Source organism: Streptomyces sp. NPDC052107 (assembly GCF_040680215.1).
Classification (GTDB): Bacteria; Actinomycetota; Actinomycetes; order Streptomycetales; family Streptomycetaceae; genus Streptomyces.
Window position 1 is genome coordinate 19301 of record NZ_JBFAWG010000016.1, and the last position, 16168, is coordinate 35468.

Annotated in this window: 10 protein-coding genes; 7 read left to right on the forward strand and 3 right to left on the reverse strand. The window is 71.6% G+C overall.

Annotation, left to right across the window (positions count from 1 at the left end; translation table 11 throughout):
- Nucleotides 1-79: 79 nt before the first annotated feature.
- The gene (locus AB0M27_RS19625) at nt 80-1594 is read right to left on the reverse strand and encodes an MFS transporter (RefSeq protein WP_365723121.1); all 1515 of its coding nucleotides are present in this window, start codon (nt 1592-1594) and stop codon (nt 80-82) included.
- A 461-nt stretch (nt 1595-2055) separates the two neighbouring features.
- On the opposite strand from AB0M27_RS19625, the gene AB0M27_RS19630 reads away from it, so the two are divergent.
- The 5 genes from AB0M27_RS19630 (at nt 2056) to AB0M27_RS19650 (ending at nt 10948) form a co-directional block, all read left to right on the forward strand.
- Nucleotides 2056-2844 carry an ABC transporter ATP-binding protein gene (locus AB0M27_RS19630; protein ID WP_365723122.1) on the forward strand — a complete coding sequence of 263 codons (789 nt, stop codon included), beginning with the start codon at nt 2056-2058 and terminating at the stop codon, nt 2842-2844.
- Nucleotides 2841-5423, forward strand: coding sequence for an FtsX-like permease family protein (locus tag AB0M27_RS19635; RefSeq protein WP_365723123.1), 2583 nt, complete (start codon nt 2841-2843; stop codon nt 5421-5423). The genes AB0M27_RS19630 and AB0M27_RS19635 overlap by 4 nt, the downstream gene beginning before the upstream one ends.
- 307 nt (nt 5424-5730) lie before the next feature.
- Nucleotides 5731-9264, forward strand: a complete 3534-nt coding sequence (gene mfd / locus AB0M27_RS19640) for a transcription-repair coupling factor (RefSeq protein ID WP_365723124.1) — start codon at nt 5731-5733, stop codon at nt 9262-9264.
- Nucleotides 9265-9598: 334 nt separating this feature from the next.
- The gene (locus AB0M27_RS19645) at nt 9599-10312 is read left to right on the forward strand and encodes an HNH endonuclease family protein (protein WP_365723125.1); all 714 of its coding nucleotides are present in this window, start codon (nt 9599-9601) and stop codon (nt 10310-10312) included.
- A 78-nt stretch (nt 10313-10390) separates the two neighbouring features.
- Entirely contained in the window at nt 10391-10948 is a 558-nt protein-coding gene (locus AB0M27_RS19650) for a hypothetical protein (protein WP_365723126.1), read from the forward strand.
- Between the two features lie 25 nt (nt 10949-10973).
- Here the strand turns inward: AB0M27_RS19650 and AB0M27_RS19655 are convergent, their stop codons facing one another.
- Nucleotides 10974-11693: a hypothetical protein gene (locus AB0M27_RS19655; protein WP_365723127.1), complete on the reverse strand. Its 720-nt coding sequence runs from the start codon at nt 11691-11693 to the stop codon at nt 10974-10976.
- Between the two features lie 251 nt (nt 11694-11944).
- Nucleotides 11945-12646: a hypothetical protein gene (locus AB0M27_RS19660; RefSeq protein ID WP_365723128.1), complete on the reverse strand. Its 702-nt coding sequence runs from the start codon at nt 12644-12646 to the stop codon at nt 11945-11947.
- A 185-nt stretch (nt 12647-12831) separates the two neighbouring features.
- On the opposite strand from AB0M27_RS19660, the gene AB0M27_RS19665 reads away from it, so the two are divergent.
- Both AB0M27_RS19665 and AB0M27_RS19670 read left to right on the forward strand, forming a co-directional pair.
- Nucleotides 12832-15216, forward strand: coding sequence for an N-6 DNA methylase (locus AB0M27_RS19665; protein ID WP_365723129.1), 2385 nt, complete (start codon nt 12832-12834; stop codon nt 15214-15216).
- Nucleotides 15217-15485: 269 nt separating this feature from the next.
- Complete coding sequence (locus AB0M27_RS19670) at nt 15486-16142, forward strand: hypothetical protein (RefSeq protein ID WP_365723130.1); 657 nt, start codon at nt 15486-15488, stop codon at nt 16140-16142.
- Nucleotides 16143-16168 lie beyond the last annotated feature (26 nt).

Sequence of the window (16168 nt, forward strand, 5' to 3'; positions counted from 1 at the left end):
GGCCAGTCGGTATGCGCTTACTACGGGAAGAGGCGTGCCGACCTTGGGTGTTACCCGCGTTAACCGACCCCTCGCGCGCTCACTCGTCGCGCACCGGGAACCGCCGCGGAGCCACCAGCAGCAGCACCAGGAAGGCCAGGGCCGCCGCGGCCGCCGCGCCGAGGTACACCGCGTGCACCGCGTCGGCGATCGCGTGCCGGGTCGCCTCCGGGGCCGTACCGGCGTCCAACGCGCGCGTGACGGAGTCCAGATCGCCCTGCCCGCCCAGCCGCGCGGCGAGCACCCCGTTGGCGACGGCGCCGAACAGCGAGGCGCCCAGGGTCTGTCCGGTCTGCCGGCAGAACAGCACGGACGCGGTCGTGGTCCCCCGCTCCGACCAGCCCACCGTCGACTGCACCCCGACGATCAGCGGCAGCTGGAACAGCCCGAGCGCCGCGCCCAGCAGGAGCATCAGCAGCGTCGGCTGCCACCACGAGCCGGGGTAGGGCAGGAACGGGAAGGCGCACAGGGTCAGCGCGGCCAGTCCGATGCCGAGCAGCGCGGTGTCCCGGAAGCCGATGCGCCGGTAGACGTGCTGGCTGAGCGCCGCCGACACCGGCCAGCTGAGCGTCCACACCGACAGCACGAAACCGGCGGCCACGGGTGCGAGTCCGAGCACCGACTGCGCGTACGTCGGCAGGAACACGCTCGGCGCCACCATCAGCAGGCCCAGCGCGCCGAGCGCCAGATTGACCGCCGCGATCGTCCGGCGCCGCCACACCCACCCGGGGATGATCGGCTGCGCCGCCCGCCGCTCCACCACGACCACCACACCGGCCAGCGCCAGGCCGGTGCCGAAGAGCGTGAGCGAGGGCGCCGACAGCCACGGCCAGGCGACCCCGCCCTGCACCAGCGCGGTCAGCAGCACCCCGCCGCACGCGAACACCGCGAGCGCGCCGGCCCAGTCCACGCGCGCGTGGACTGCGTTCTCCGGGATCTCCGGCTTCTCCCGTTCGGGCTCGTGCAGATGACGGCCGATCAGCCACAGCGCGGCGGCGCCGATCGGCAGGTTGATCAGGAAGATCCAGCGCCAGTCGGCGTAGGCGGCGAGCACCCCGCCGAGCCCCGGCCCGGCCACCGCCGACACCGCCCACACCGTGGACAGCTTGGACTGGATCTTCGGGCGCTCCGCCAGCGGATACAGATCGGCGGCGAGCGTCTGCACGGTGCCCTGCAACGCCCCGCCGCCCAGCCCCTGCACGATCCGGAAGGCGATCAGCGCCGCCATGTTCCAGGCGCCCGCGCACAGCAGCGAGCCCAGCAGGAACACGGCCGCGCCCGTCACCAGCACCGGCTTGCGGCCGAAGGTGTCGGACAACTTGCCGTAGACGGGGAGCGTGACCGTCACGGCGAGCAGATAGCCGGAGAAGAGCCAGGAGAAGACGGAGAACCCGCCGAGGTCGCCGACGATCTGCGGTACGGCCGTGGAGACGATGGTGGCGTCGAGCGCGGCCAGCGCCATCGCCAGCATCAGCGCGGCGACGACGGCGCCTCGGCGCCGGGTGCCCTGCTCGTTGACGGCGCCGTCGCGTATCGCGGGTGTCGTACTTCCCACCGGACCCCTCCCGTGCTCCCACCGGGACACTCCCGTGCCCCTTGCAACCATCTCCGGTACGACAGCTTCCCACGCGCCGCACGCCTTGCCCCGGACGCGACGGCTTGACCCTGACGCGACGGCAGGGTGGAGGCTTTCCGCACCGAAGGGTGGAGACGGCACCGAGGAGAACTCCGCCCGCGGGTGGAGCACCCCTAGGGGTACCTCCTTACTTCGGCCCGGGAAGGGTTCGTCCCGGCGGAGGACGAGAGCGGCAGGGCCCGTTCCTTAACCTGGCTTTACGCCGCTGAGGGGCGGCTGACCGCACCGGCGGGGTGGGGTTTTCCCCCGGGAAAGAGGGGGCTTCGCACCAGCGCGCGAGGGCCCCGCCGGCCGCGAGACTCGACGACGTACCCAAGAACGAGGCCCTGGCGGGCCAGGGCACAACTCACCGACACGACGACCGACATAGGAGACATACCGTGACATCGGCTGTGACCATTCCCAGGCACGGGGGCACTGGAGGGCGTACGGCCGTTGCCGCGCGGGCGCGGCAGGTCGTGAAGGCGTACGGGTCCGGCGAGACCCGCGTCGTCGCCCTCGATCACGTCGACGTGGACATCGCGCGGGGCCAGTTCACCGCCATCATGGGCCCCTCGGGGTCCGGCAAGTCCACGCTCATGCACTGCCTCGCCGGGCTCGACACCGTCACCAGCGGCCAGATCTACCTGGACGAGACCGAGATCACCGGCCTGAAGGACAAGAAGCTCACCCAGCTGCGCCGGGACCGTATCGGCTTCATCTTCCAGGCGTTCAACCTGCTGCCGACCCTGAACGCCCTGGAGAACATCACCCTGCCCATGGACATCGCCGGGCGCAAGCCGGACAAGGCCTGGCTGGACCGCGTGGTGGAGACCGTCGGGCTCGCCGGACGGCTCAAGCACCGGCCGACCCAGCTCTCCGGCGGCCAGCAGCAGCGCGTCGCCGTGGCCCGCGCCCTCGCCGCCCGCCCGGAGATCATCTTCGGGGACGAGCCGACCGGAAACCTCGACTCGCGCGCGGGTGCCGAAGTCCTCGGCTTCCTGCGGCGGTCGGTGGACGAGCTGGGCCAGACCATCGTGATGGTCACCCACGACCCCGTCGCCGCCTCCTACGCCGACCGCGTGCTCTACCTCGCCGACGGCCGGATCGTCGACGAGATGTACAACCCGACGGCCGATCAGGTCCTGGACCGCATGAAGGACTTCGACGCCCGGGGGCGTACGTCATGACCGTCCTGAAGACCTCACTGCGCAACTTCTTCGCGCACAAGGGCCGCATGGCGCTCTCCGCGATCGCGGTCCTGCTGTCGGTGGCGTTCGTGTGCGGCACCCTGGTGTTCACCGACACGATGAACACCACCTTCGACAAGCTGTTCCAGGCCACGTCCTCGGACGTGACGGTCAGCGCGAAGGGCTCCTCCGACACCGGTGAGACCACCTCCCGCACCGGAAAGCCGCCGGTCATGCCGGCCTCCGTGGTCGGCAGGGTCCGAGGCGCCCAGGGCGTCGAGAAGGCCGAGGGCACGGTGGGCTCCACCTCGGTGACCGTCATCGACGCCCACCGCGACAAGCTGTCGCCGAGCAGCGGCGCGCCGACCATCGTCGGCAGCTGGAACAGCAACGACGCCCGCACCATGAAGATCACCAAGGGTGCGGCGCCCAAGGGCCCGGACCAGGTCATGGTCGACGAGGACACCGCTTCCAAGCACCACCTGAAGCTCGGTGACGACATCGGCATGATCTCGGTCGTGGGCACGCACCACGCGCGCGTGTCCGGCATCGCCGCCTTCCAGGTCACCAACCCCGGCGCGGCGATCTTCTACCTGGACACGAAGACCGCCCAGCAGACCCTGGTCGGCAAGACCGGCGTCTACACCAACGTCAACGTCACCGCCGCCCATGGCGTGACGAACGACCAGCTGAAGAAGAACGTCACCGCCGCCCTCGGCAACGGCTACAAGGTGCAGACGGCCAAGGAGGTCGCCGACGCCAACCAGAAGAGCGTCGAGAGCTTCCTGAACGTCATGAAATACGCGATGCTCGGCTTCGCCGGGATCGCCTTCCTCGTCGGCATCTTCCTGATCATCAACACCTTCTCCATGCTGGTCGCCCAGCGCACCCGCGAGATCGGCCTGATGCGCGCCATCGGCTCCTCCCGCAGGCAGGTCAACCGGTCGGTGCTGATCGAGGCGCTGCTGCTCGGCGTGATCGGCTCGGTGCTCGGCGTCGGCGCGGGCGTCGGCATCGCGGTCGGCCTGATGAAGCTCATGGGCCAGATGGGCATGCACCTGTCGACCGACGATCTGACCGTCGCCTGGACGACCCCCGCCGTCGGCCTGCTCCTCGGTGTCGTGGTCACCGTCCTGGCCGCCTATCTGCCCGCCCGGCGCGCCGGCAAGGTCTCCCCGATGGCCGCCCTGCGCGACGCCGGCGCCCCGGCCGACGCCAAGGCGGGCGCCATCCGGGCCGTGATCGGCCTGCTCCTCACCGCCGCCGGCGGCTGGAGCCTGTACGTCGCCGCGACCGCCGACAAGGCCAAGGCCGGCTCGGGCTGGCTGGGCCTGGGCGTGGTGACCACGCTGATCGGCTTCGTCGTCATCGGCCCGCTGCTGGCCGCCGGACTGGTCCGCGTCCTCGGCGCGATCATCCTGCGGATCTTCGGCCCCGTCGGCCGGATGGCCGAGCGCAACGCGCTGCGCAACCCGCGCCGCACCGGTGCCACCGGCGCGGCCCTGATGATCGGCCTGGCCCTGGTGGCCTGTCTGTCGGTGGTCGGCTCCTCCATGGTGGCCTCGGCCACCGACCAGCTCGACAAGACCGTCGGCACCGACTTCATCATCCAGGGCGACCAGGAGTACACGATGGTCAACCCGCAGATGGTGCAGAAGATCAAGGCCACGCCCGGCCTGGAGCGGGTCACCGAGTACAAGCTCCTGGACGCGGACCTGGCCACGCCGGACGGCCGCGTCTCCAAGAAGGAGACCATCAACGCGGCCGACCCGACCTACGCACAGGACCTGCGCACCAAGACGGTCGCCGGCAACCTCGCCGACGCCTACAAGCCCGACTCGATGTCCGTCTTCGAGGGCTTCGCCAAGAAGCACGGCATCAAGCTCGGCTCCACCGTCTCGGTCGGCTTCAAGGACGGTACGACGGCCAAGCTGACGGTCCGCGCGATCACCAGCGACGACGTCGTGGTCGACAAGGGCGCGATGTACGCCTCCATCGCCACCGCCGCGAAGTACGTGCCGGCCGACCGGATGCCGCTGGACCAGCTGGTCTTCGCCACCGCCAAGGACGGGCAGGAGGCGGCCGCCTACAAGGCGCTGAAGTCGACGCTGCGCGACGACCCGGCTCTGACCGTGCGCGACCAGACCGACTACAAGAAGGCGCTGAAGGACCAGATCGGCCAGCTGCTGAACATGATCTACGGCCTGCTGGCCCTCGCGATCATCGTCGCGGTCCTGGGTGTGGTGAACACCCTGGCCCTGTCGGTGGTCGAGCGGACCCGGGAGATCGGCCTCATGCGGGCCATCGGACTCTCCCGCCGCCAGCTGCGCCGCATGATCCGCCTGGAGTCCGTGGTGATCGCCGTCTTCGGCGCCCTGCTCGGCCTCGGCCTGGGCATGGGCTGGGGCGCGACCGCCCAGCAGCTCCTCGCGCTGGAGGGCCTGAAGGTCCTGGACATCCCCTGGCCGACGATCATCACGGTCTTCATCGCCTCGGCCTTCGTGGGCCTGTTCGCCGCGCTCATCCCGGCGTTCCGGGCGGGCCGGATGAACGTGCTGAACGCGATCGCGACGGACTAGCCGCGCAGGCTGGGCCGAGGTTACGACCACCGCATACGGGGGTTGCGGGGGAAGACCCGGTGCCGGAGAGTCCTGGGGGACTCTCCGGCACCGGGTCCTTTGTACGGCAGACCGAGCTGGGACTCGGCCGGGCCACTTCTCAGCCGACCGGGACGGGCGGGCGCGCCGGCCGCGGCACCGGGCACGAGGAAGCCGGAGTCATCCACAGCCTCCGACGCCACCGCCGACGGAGTCGTACGCTGGACACCCCCGGCTGCCACCCGCGCCGGGCTACTTGCGTTGCCCACCCCTGGACGGAAAAAGCCCCATGAGCCTGCACGGTCTGCTCGACGCCGTCGTCAAGGACCCCGCCCTCGCGGAAGCGATCACGGCGGCCGCGGACGGCAACCGCATGCACATCGACCTCGTCGGTCCCCCGGCGGCCCGCCCCTTCACGGTCGCCGCGCTCGCCCGTGAGGCCGGCCGCCCGGTGCTCGCGGTCACGGCGACGGGCCGCGAGGCCGAGGACCTGGCGGCGGCCCTGCGGTCCCTGCTGCCCGCCGAGGGCGTCGTGGAGTACCCCTCCTGGGAGACCCTCCCGCACGAGCGCCTCAGTCCGCGCAGCGACACCGTCGGCCGGCGCCTCGCCGTCCTGCGCCGCCTGGCCCACCCCAGCCCGGACGACCCCGAGACCGGCCCCGTCTCCGTCGTCGTCGCACCCGTGCGTTCCGTGCTCCAGCCGCAGGTCAAGGGCCTCGGCGACCTGGAGCCGGTGTCCTTGAGGACCGGCCAGACCGCCGATCTGAACGACATCGTGGAAGCCCTCGCGGCCGCCGCCTACGCGCGCGTGGAGCTCGTCGAGAAGCGCGGCGAGTTCGCCGTGCGCGGCGGCATCCTGGACGTGTTCCCGCCCACCGAGGAACACCCCCTGCGCGTCGAGTTCTGGGGCGACGACGTCGAGGAGATCCGCTACTTCAAGGTCGCCGACCAGCGCTCCCTCGAAGTCGCCGAGCACGGCCTGTGGGCACCGCCGTGCCGCGAGCTGCTGCTCACCGACGACGTCCGCGCACGCGCGCGTGCCCTCGCCGAAGAGCACCCGGAGCTGGGCGATCTCCTGAACAGGATCGCCGAGGGCATCGCCGTCGAGGGCATGGAATCCCTCGCCCCCGTCCTTGTCGACGACATGGAACTGCTCCTCGACGTCCTCCCCAAGGGCGCGATGGCCGTGGTCTGCGACCCGGAGCGGGTCCGCACGCGTGCCGCCGACCTCGTGGCCACCTCCCAGGAGTTCCTGCAGGCCTCCTGGGCGGCCACCGCCGGCGGCGGCGAGGCCCCGATCGACGTCGGCGCCGCCTCCCTGTGGTCCATCGCCGACGTCCGCGACCACGCGCGCGAGCTGGACATGATGTGGTGGTCCGTCTCCCCGTTCGCCGCCGACGAAGAACTGGACACGGACACCCTCAAGCTCGGCATGCACGCGCCCGAGACCTACCGCGGCGACACCGCGCGGGCCCTCGCCGACACCAAGGGCTGGCTCGCCGACGGCTGGCGCGCGGTCTTCGTCACCGAGGGCCACGGCCCGGCCGCCCGCACCGCGGAGGTGCTCGGCAACGAGGGCATCGCCGCCCGCCTGGACGCCGACCTCGGCGAACTGAGCCCGTCGGTGGTGCACGTCTCCTGCGGATCGATCGAGTACGGCTTCGTGGACCCGGCCCTGAAGCTCGCCGTGCTCACCGAGACCGACCTGTCCGGCCAGCGCGCGACCGGCCGCGAGGGCGCCCGGATGCCGACCCGCCGCCGCAAGACCATCGACCCGCTCACCCTGGAGTCGGGCGACTACATCGTCCACGAACAGCACGGCGTCGGCCGCTACATCGAGATGGTGCAGCGCACGGTGCAGGGCGCCACCCGCGAGTACCTGGTCGTGGAGTACGCACCCGCCAAGCGCGGCCAGCCCGGCGACCGCCTCTACATCCCGACCGACCAGCTGGAGCAGATCACCAAGTACGTCGGCGGCGAGGCCCCCACCCTGCACCGGCTCGGCGGCGCCGACTGGACGAAGACCAAGGCACGCGCGAAGAAGGCCGTCAAGGAGATCGCCGCCGACCTGATCAAGCTCTACAGCGCGCGCATGGCCGCCCCCGGCCACTCCTTCGGCACCGACACGCCCTGGCAGCGCGAGCTGGAGGACGCCTTCCCCTACGCCGAGACCCCCGACCAGCTCACCACCATCGCCGAGGTCAAGGAGGACATGGAGAAGTCCGTCCCCATGGACCGCCTGATCTGCGGCGACGTCGGCTACGGCAAGACCGAGATCGCGGTGCGGGCCGCCTTCAAGGCCGTACAGGACGGAAAGCAGGTCGCGGTCCTCGTACCGACGACCCTGCTCGTGCAGCAGCACTTCGGGACGTTCTCCGACCGGTACGCGCAGTTCCCGGTGAGCGTGAAGGCGCTGTCCCGGTTCCAGACCGACACCGAGGCCAAGTCCGTCCTGGAGGGACTGAAGGACGGCGCCGTGGACGTCGTCATCGGCACCCACCGCCTGTTCTCCTCCGAGACGAAGTTCAAGGACCTGGGCCTGGTCATCGTCGACGAGGAGCAGCGCTTCGGCGTCGAGCACAAGGAGCAGCTGAAGAAGCTCCGCGCCAACGTCGACGTGCTGACCATGTCCGCCACCCCGATCCCGCGCACCCTGGAGATGGCGGTCACCGGCATCCGCGAGATGTCCACCATCACCACGCCCCCGGAGGAGCGCCACCCGGTGCTCACCTTCGTCGGGCCGTACGAGGAGAAGCAGATCGGCGCCGCCATCCGCCGCGAGCTGCTGCGCGAGGGCCAGGTCTTCTACATCCACAACCGCGTCGAGTCCATCGACCGCGCGGCGGCGAGGCTCCGCGAGATCGTCCCCGAGGCACGCATCGCCACCGCCCACGGCCAGATGTCGGAGTCGGCGCTGGAGCAGGTCGTCGTCGACTTCTGGGAGAAGAGGTTCGACGTCCTCGTCTCGACCACGATCGTCGAGTCCGGCATCGACATCTCCAACGCCAACACCCTCATCGTGGAGCGCGGCGACACCTTCGGCCTGTCCCAGCTGCACCAGCTGCGCGGCCGCGTCGGCCGCGGCAGGGAGCGCGGCTACGCGTACTTCCTGTACCCGCCGGAGAAGCCGCTGACGGAGACCGCGCACGAGCGCCTGGCCACCATCGCCCAGCACACCGAGATGGGCGCGGGCATGTACGTGGCGATGAAGGACCTGGAGATCCGCGGCGCCGGCAACCTGCTCGGCGGCGAGCAGTCCGGGCACATCGCGGGCGTCGGCTTCGACCTGTACGTCCGCATGGTCGGCGAGGCCGTCGCCGACTACCGGCGGCAGCTGGAGACCGGCGAGATCGAGGAGGAGCCGCCGCTCGAGGTCAAGATCGAGCTGCCCGTCGACGCGCACGTCCCGCACGACTACGCGCCCGGCGAGCGCCTGCGCCTCCAGGCCTACCGTGCCATCGCCTCCGCCAACTCGGAGGAGGACATCAAGGCCGTCCGCGAGGAACTCACCGACCGCTACGGCAAGCTGCCCGAACCGGTGGAGAACCTGCTGCTGGTGGCCGGGCTGCGCATGCTCGCGCGCGCGTGCGGTGTCGGCGAGATCGTGCTCCAGGGCACCAACATCCGCTTCGCGCCGGCGGAGTTGCGCGAGTCGCAGGAACTGCGGGTCAAGCGTCTCTACCCGGGCACGGTCATCAAGCCGTCCGTTCAGCAGGTGCTGGTCCCACGCCCGAAGACCGCGAAGGTCGGCGGCAAGCCGCTGGTCGGCCGCGAACTGCTGGGCTGGGTCGGCGAGTTCCTGGCCTCGATCCTGGGGTCGTAGGAGTCGTAGGGGCCGCGGGCGTCGTAGGAGCTGGGTGGCCGTCGGAGTCTTGGTCAGGGGTGCCGCACGGCGGCCGACGGCCACGACCCGGGCACGGCCCCCTCGGCGGCGAATGCCCCGGCGGCTTGTTGTGAGCGGGCTCACGCGCGTGCCGGCCGTGCTCCCCCAGTACGGCACCGTCATGCCCCAACTCGACGGCCGTCTGCCTGCCGTCTGCCCGAAAGTACCGTTTTGGTCCCCATCTGAAGTGGGCCTCGCGGCGGTTACCGTAAGGGACGGAACGATTCCGCCTGTGTCCGACGGGCGGACCCGGGCGAGTGAGGGGGGACGCACCGTGGCGCGTCTGAGGGGTGGGGCGGTCACCGCCGTGGTCGTGCTGGTCGCGGTGACCGGCTGCAAGTCCGGGCAGAGCAAGGGGTCCCCCGGGCCCCAGGGCGGCGGCAGCGGCGCGGTCCTGGCCGCCGTCGACTCACTGACCGTCAAGGGCCGGGCGCCGAAGACCGGTTACTCGCGGGCCCGGTTCGGCACCGCCTGGGCGGACACCGACTCCAACTCCTGCGACACCCGCGACGACATACTCAAGCGCGACCTGAAGGACGTGAAGTTCAGCGGCGGTTCCTGCAAGGTCTCCTACGGCCTGCTGGAGCCCGACCCCTACTCCGGCAAGGACATCACCTACCGGCGCGGCCGCAGCCAGGTCGACATCGACCACGTCGTCCCCCTCTCCGACGCCTGGCAGAAGGGCGCCAAGTACTGGGCCGCCAGCAAGCGCATAGCCCTGGCCAACGACCCCCTCAACCTCATCGCGGTCGACGCGAGCACCAACCGCGGCAAGGGCGACGGCGACGCGGCCACCTGGCTGCCGCCCAACACGAGGTACCGCTGCACCTATGTGGCAGCCCAGGTCGCGGTGAAGAAGAAGTACGGCCTGTGGGTCACCGCCGCCGAGAAGGCCGCCATGAAGAAGGTCCTCAACGGCTGCCCCGGCCAGAAGCTCCCCACGGGCGGCAACCCCACCAAGGCGCCGGACCGTTTCCGCGCCCGCTGACCCGGGGCCGCTGAGCCGTACCGAGGGGGCCTACGAAACCCGGATGCGCCGGTGCGGGCCGGCGGGCAGCATGCCGGGATGCGGGATCTGCGGTGGGAGGACGTCTCCGGCTGGTTCGACTGCGAGGAGATGGGCGCGCTGCCCGACCTGCGCGTGCCCGGCACCTCGGCCGAGGACTGGCAGGCCCTCCTCGGCCTGGTCGTGGCGAATGGCCGGCGGCACGAGTACCTGGAGGGTGCCGCCGTACGCCCCCTGCCGCGCGCCGCGCACGTGCTAGGCCGGCCCCTCGGCGCCGAGTGCCCGCAACTGCGGGTGTGGCCGGTGCCCGGGATGCTGGCCGTCTCCCGTTTCCTCGGGGCGGAGGAAGTCGACTTCGACGTCGACCTGCGGGAAATACAGGGCCAGGAGCGGCTGGACCTGTTCTGCGGATTCCTGCGGTCCGTCGGCCGGCACCTGCGCAGACCGGTGCTCATGGACCCCGAGGGTGCCTCGCTGGGGGAGTGGCGCCGCTGGACCGGGCTGCCGTTCGGCACCGCAGCCGACGCGCCCGGCGCACTGGTCCCGGTCCGCTGCGAACCGGAGCGCGGATACGCCGTCTACGTCGAGCCCGACGTGTGGATGCGGCACCCGCTGTGAGCGGGTGCCGCATCCACACCCCCGGTCAGGCGGTCTTCAGGGCCTTCAGGTTGCCCAGGATCTGCGTCGTCACCTTCTTCGCGGTGGCCGCTCCGTCGTCGGCGCCCGCCGTGGACAGCACGGTGATCACGGAGTTGCCCGAACGAGCCGCGATGAGCGTGGAGCCGTTCTCCCAGGCGCCGCTCGTCAGCGTCATCGTGTAGGCCTCGTCCCCGAGCCCGGCCGTGGAACTGCCCGTGAGCTTCACCTTGGCGTGCGCGTCGGTGTCCGTGAAGGTGGCGCACTCGGCGGCGACGGTCTGCAGCTGCTTCAGCACCGCGCTCGCGGTGGTGCCCTGGAACGCGTCGATCTCCTGGGCCACTTCCTCGGTCTTGTCGTGGTTCACGTAGTCGTTCTGCGCGAACGACACGCCCCCCTTGAACCCGGTCACCTGGATCCAGGACGTGCTCTCCAGCCTGGTGCAGTTCGGCTTCGCGGTGCTCCGGGCGGACGGGGAGAGGAACTGGCCGCCGCTGTCCGAGGCGCCGTCGGCCTCGGAGGTGAACCCGCCCGGGAAGGCCGACGCGGGCGCCAGCGCCTTCTTCAACTGCGTACCGGTGGCGAGACCGGCGTTCAGGTCCTTGGCCCTGGCCGGCTTGGAGCTACCCCCGCCGGTGTCGGAGGGCGAACCGGCGGAGCATGCGGTGAGGGCCAGCGGGAGCGCCGCGACGGCGAGCAGCGTGGCGACAGGGAGGGTGAGGCGCATGACAGTCCTTCAGAGCTGGGTGTTACGGGGAGGTGGGTACGGCATGCCGTACGGGGTCCGGAACCGGTCCGGCCGACCCGGGGCCGGGCCCGGGCAGGCGGAGCCGGTGGGACTGGTTCGGTGAGCGGTGTGCGGTGCGTGATTGTCGTACGCGGTGCCTTGTGCTTGCTACGCGGTGCGCGGTTGGCGAGCGGCGCGCGGTGCGTAGGTTGGTGCGCGGTGTTCGGTGAGCGGCGGTGGGAAGGGCCGGCTCAGGCCGCCTTCTTCCAGTCGCCGCAGCCGGTGGTCTTGAAGTAGGCGTCGCTCGGGCTGATGGTGACGACGGCCGTGCCGGTCACGTTGTTGTTGGCGATGATCGAGTTCAGCCCGTGCTCGGCGTCCTTGGTGCGCTCCCAGTAGCAGGAGTCGTCGGCGTTGCCGGTCGACTTGTAGGTGCCCGGCGCGATGTCCGTGCCGACCTTGAACATGCCGCCGTCGCCGTCCATCGAGGAGGAGGGCGTGCCCTTCGCCTTGGGGTCGACGGCCTCCCAGTCCTTGCAGCCGCTGGACTTGAAGATCTTGTCGGTGGGCTTGATGGTCACGTAACTCGTGCCGCTGACGTTGTCGTTGGCCAGCAACGAGTCCATCTCGCCCTTGGCGTCCTTGGCGCGCTCCCAGTAGCACATGCCGTCGGAGTTGCCGGTCGTGCGGTACGTGCCCGGCTTCACGTCCGAGCCGACCTGGTACTCGCCGTCTCCGGCGATGGCGGCCTTCTTCTTTTCGGCTGCCTGTCCGGCCCCCGAGCCCTTCTTGTCCTTGGTGCCGCCGGGGGTGTGCTTGGCGGAGGCGGAAGAGCCCTTGTCGCTGCCGCCGGAGCCGCCGTCCTTGCCGTTGCTGCCGGCGTTCGCCGACACGGCGGCGATGACGACGACGCCCACGACGGCGCCCAGCGAGACCTTGGCCTTCATGCCCATGGCGAATCCCTCCCAAAGCGGCGGCCTCCCCCTCCGGTGGCCGCTCGTTCGCTGGGTCAATAAGACCAGGGACTGTGAACCGAGTCAACACGGTTCACGAGATTTAATGAGTACACGGCGTGAATGCACGGATCATGTGTACGCCGGTATGCTCGGCGCACACACGGACGAGGGGAGCGGAGCCGGTGCAGGACAACGCGACAGAGGTGACCGCGGCCGGTATCGCCCGGCTCGCCGGAGTGGGCCGGGCTGCCGTCAGCAACTGGCGCCGTCGGCACGCCGATTTCCCCAAACCGGTCGGCGGCACCGAGACCAGCCCGTCCTTCGCGCTCGCCGAGGTCGAGGCCTGGCTGCGCAAGCAGGGCAAACTCGCCGAGGTCCCGCTTCGGGAACGCGTCTGGCAGCAGCTCGCCGGACACCCCGAGGGCCCGCTGACCGCCCTGGTCCACGCGGGCTGCGCCCTGCTGCTGATCCACGAGCGCCCCACCGTCTGGCTCGACGCCAGTGCCGGCTCCGACGCGCGCCTCGCCGCGATCCTGCCTGGCGCGCTGGAGCAGGTACTGACGGCGCGTTTCGGCAGCGTGCCGGGGCGTGCTGGGCGCGGCGGGCGCGGTGTCGGGGCGGGGGCGGGTGTGAACACGTCCGGCGGCGCGGAGGGTGTGAACGGTGCCTCTGCCGGACCTGGTGTGAACGTCGGTGGCAGGGCGCCTGGTGTGAACGCAAGCCCCGGCCCGTCCGGTGTGAACGCCGGCCCCGGCGCATCTGGTGTGAACTCGGATTCGGTGGCACCCGGTGTGAACCCTGACCGGATGGCGCCGGATGTGAACCCAGCGCTCCCAACACCCGCTGTGAACTCCTCATTGACGGGCCAGCCTGTGAACACCCTACCAGCTGTTCACAACACCCCCGCCATTCACGGCACCCCCACCTCCACCCCGGCCACCCCCACCCCCCGCACCCCCACCGGCCCCCAACTCCTCCCCTCCGCCCCCCTCCTGCGCGGTGCCGCCGAGCTGGCCGCCGAGATCGGGGCGCGGCAGGCCTTCGAGTTCCTGCTGGGCCGGCACCTGGACGCCAACCCCCGCCAGTACACGCTCACCCCGGCCGAACTCGCCGGTCTCATGGCCGACCTCGCGGGCCCCGCCCGTACCGTCCTGGACCCCGCCTGCGGCACCGGCGCCCTGCTGCGGGCCGTCGACACCCGCCCCGGCCAGGAGCTGTACGCCCAGGACAGCGCGCCCGACCTGGCCGCGCTCACCGCGCTGCGGCTGGCGCTGCACTCCCGGGCCGGCGTGCGCGGCGCGGCCGGCGACACCCTGCGCGCCGACGCCTACCCGGAGCTGCGCGCCGACGCGGTGCTGTGCCATCCGCCGTTCAACGAGCGCAACTGGGGTCACGACGAGCTCGCCTACGACCCCCGCTGGGAGTACGGTTTCCCGGCCCGTTCCGAGTCCGAACTCGCCTGGGTGCAGCATGCGCTGGCCCGGCTGGCCGACGGCGGATCCGCCGTGCTGCTCATGCCGCCGGCCGCCGCCTCCCGCCGCTCCGGGCGCCGGATCCGCGCCGACCTGTTGCGCCGGGGCGCGCTCAGGGCGGTGGTCGCGCTGCCGGTGGGGGCGGCGCCGCCGTACAACATCCCGCTGCACGTGTGGGTGCTGCGCCGGCCCGACCGGACGCCGGCGTCGCCCGAGGTGCTGCTCGTGGACACCGGGAGGTTCGCCGGGGAGGGGCGCGGCGGCCCGGACTGGCCGGCGGTGCGCGAGGCGGTACTGGACGCCTGGCGTGCCTTCGAACGCGAGGGGCGGCCGGCGGAGCGGCCGGGGCTCGCCCGTTCCGTGCCGGTCATCGAACTCCTCGACGACGACGTCGACCTCGCGCCCGCCCGCCATCTGCCGCCGGCGGCCGTGGCCGACGGCGCGGAGCAGCTCACGGTGGTGCGCGAGCGCCTCGGCACGACCCTGCGTCTGACCGGCGAGCTCACTCCGCCGCCCGCCGCCCCCGCGCCGGGCGCGCGCTGGCCGCTCACCACCATCGGTGAACTCGCGCGCGGGGGCGCGCTGGTGATGCGCACCGGCGGAAACGGCGGCCACGCGCGCGTGCCCGTGCTCACCGACCACGACGTCCTCGCCGGCACGGCGCCCTCCGGGACGCTTCCGGAGAGCGAGGAGGAGGCGGTGCTGACCGAGCCGGGTGACGTCGTCGTACCGGTGTTGGGCGGCGGCTCGGTGGCGCGCGTGATCGACGAGGCGACGGGGGGCGCCGCCCTGGGGCGCAACCTCGTGCTGCTGCGCCCCGATCGCACGGCGCTCGACCCCTGGTTCCTCGCCGGGTTCCTGCGTGGCACCGCGAACAACCGGCAGGCCAGCAGCTACGCCTCCACCGCGACCCGGCTGGACGTGCGCCGTCTGCAGCTGCCCAGGCTCTCGCTGGACGAACAGCGGCGCTACGGCGCACGCTTCCGCGCGCTCGACGAGTTCGAGCGGGCGCTGCGCCACGCGAGCCGGCTCGGGGAACAACTCGTGCGAGGGATGTACGACGGGCTCACCGACGGCACGGTGGCGCCCGACTGACCGCGGGCCGCGGGCCGCGGGCCGTTCGCGCCCCGTTCCTGCCGCCGGCCGATGGCGTCATGCGGACCGTGGATCGCCGGCCGGCGGCCGTGCCGGTCGGGGTTCGCGGGTGTACGGCGGACAACGGTTCGGTACAACAGGGACGCTTGTCCGTGTCCTTGTCGGTGTCGGGTCATATGCTCGAAGCGACAATCGGACGACCGGCGTTCTCCGCCCGACGGAGCACGCCGGTCGGACACGCACGCCCACATCAGGCATCAGGAGCAGTCATGCAAGGCCTCGGCTACGGACAGCCGGTGAAGCAGCCGCCGCACACCGCGTGGCTGGTTCTGCTGCGTGTGCTGTTCGTGGCGATCGGGTTTTTCAGCATCGGCCTCCTGGCCTGGGTGATGCTGCTGCGGCTGGCGATCGTCACACGACGGTCGCTGGACTGGGTCCTGTTCGTCGCCGCGATGGTCGCCGACGTCCTCAGCCTGGTGCTGATAGGCACCGAGCCCGGTGACGAGATCCACACCGCGGCCGGCTACTTCGGCATGCTCCTGCTGCTCGGCACGCTGGTGGCCGCGATCGCGTACTACCTCGCCGCGGAGATCCGCCACTTCTCGCTGCGGCAGCGGGCATACGAGGCGCAGCGGGCCGGACAGGCCGGGTACGCCTATCCGGGCCCCGCGAACCCGTACACGGCGGCGACCGTGCCGATCGGCCGGGCGGGCCGCGACACGCCCTTCCCGCCGGCCTCGCACACCCCGCCCCCGGTGCCGCACACGCCCGTGCCCCAGCCGCCGCTGACCACCCCGCCGCCGCAGCGCCCGGCGCCCAGCCACATCGACCAGGTGCGCGCCGAACTGGACGAACTGAGCGACTACCTGCGCAAGCACGACGGGCAGCAGCACGGCCGGCCCGACGGCCATGAGGGCGGAAGGTGACCGTGGCGACAGGACGTGTCGTCTCC

Coding starts and splice junctions, on each gene's coding strand:
- AB0M27_RS19660 (WP_365723128.1), bottom strand. CDS start 12,646: ATGGGCATGAAGGCCAAGGTCTCGCTGGGCGCCGTCGTGGGCGTCGTC.
- AB0M27_RS19670 (WP_365723130.1), top strand. CDS start 15,486: ATGCAAGGCCTCGGCTACGGACAGCCGGTGAAGCAGCCGCCGCACACC.
- AB0M27_RS19650 (WP_365723126.1), top strand. CDS start 10,391: ATGCGGGATCTGCGGTGGGAGGACGTCTCCGGCTGGTTCGACTGCGAG.
- mfd (WP_365723124.1), top strand. CDS start 5,731: ATGAGCCTGCACGGTCTGCTCGACGCCGTCGTCAAGGACCCCGCCCTC.
- AB0M27_RS19635 (WP_365723123.1), top strand. CDS start 2,841: ATGACCGTCCTGAAGACCTCACTGCGCAACTTCTTCGCGCACAAGGGC.
- AB0M27_RS19655 (WP_365723127.1), bottom strand. CDS start 11,693: ATGCGCCTCACCCTCCCTGTCGCCACGCTGCTCGCCGTCGCGGCGCTC.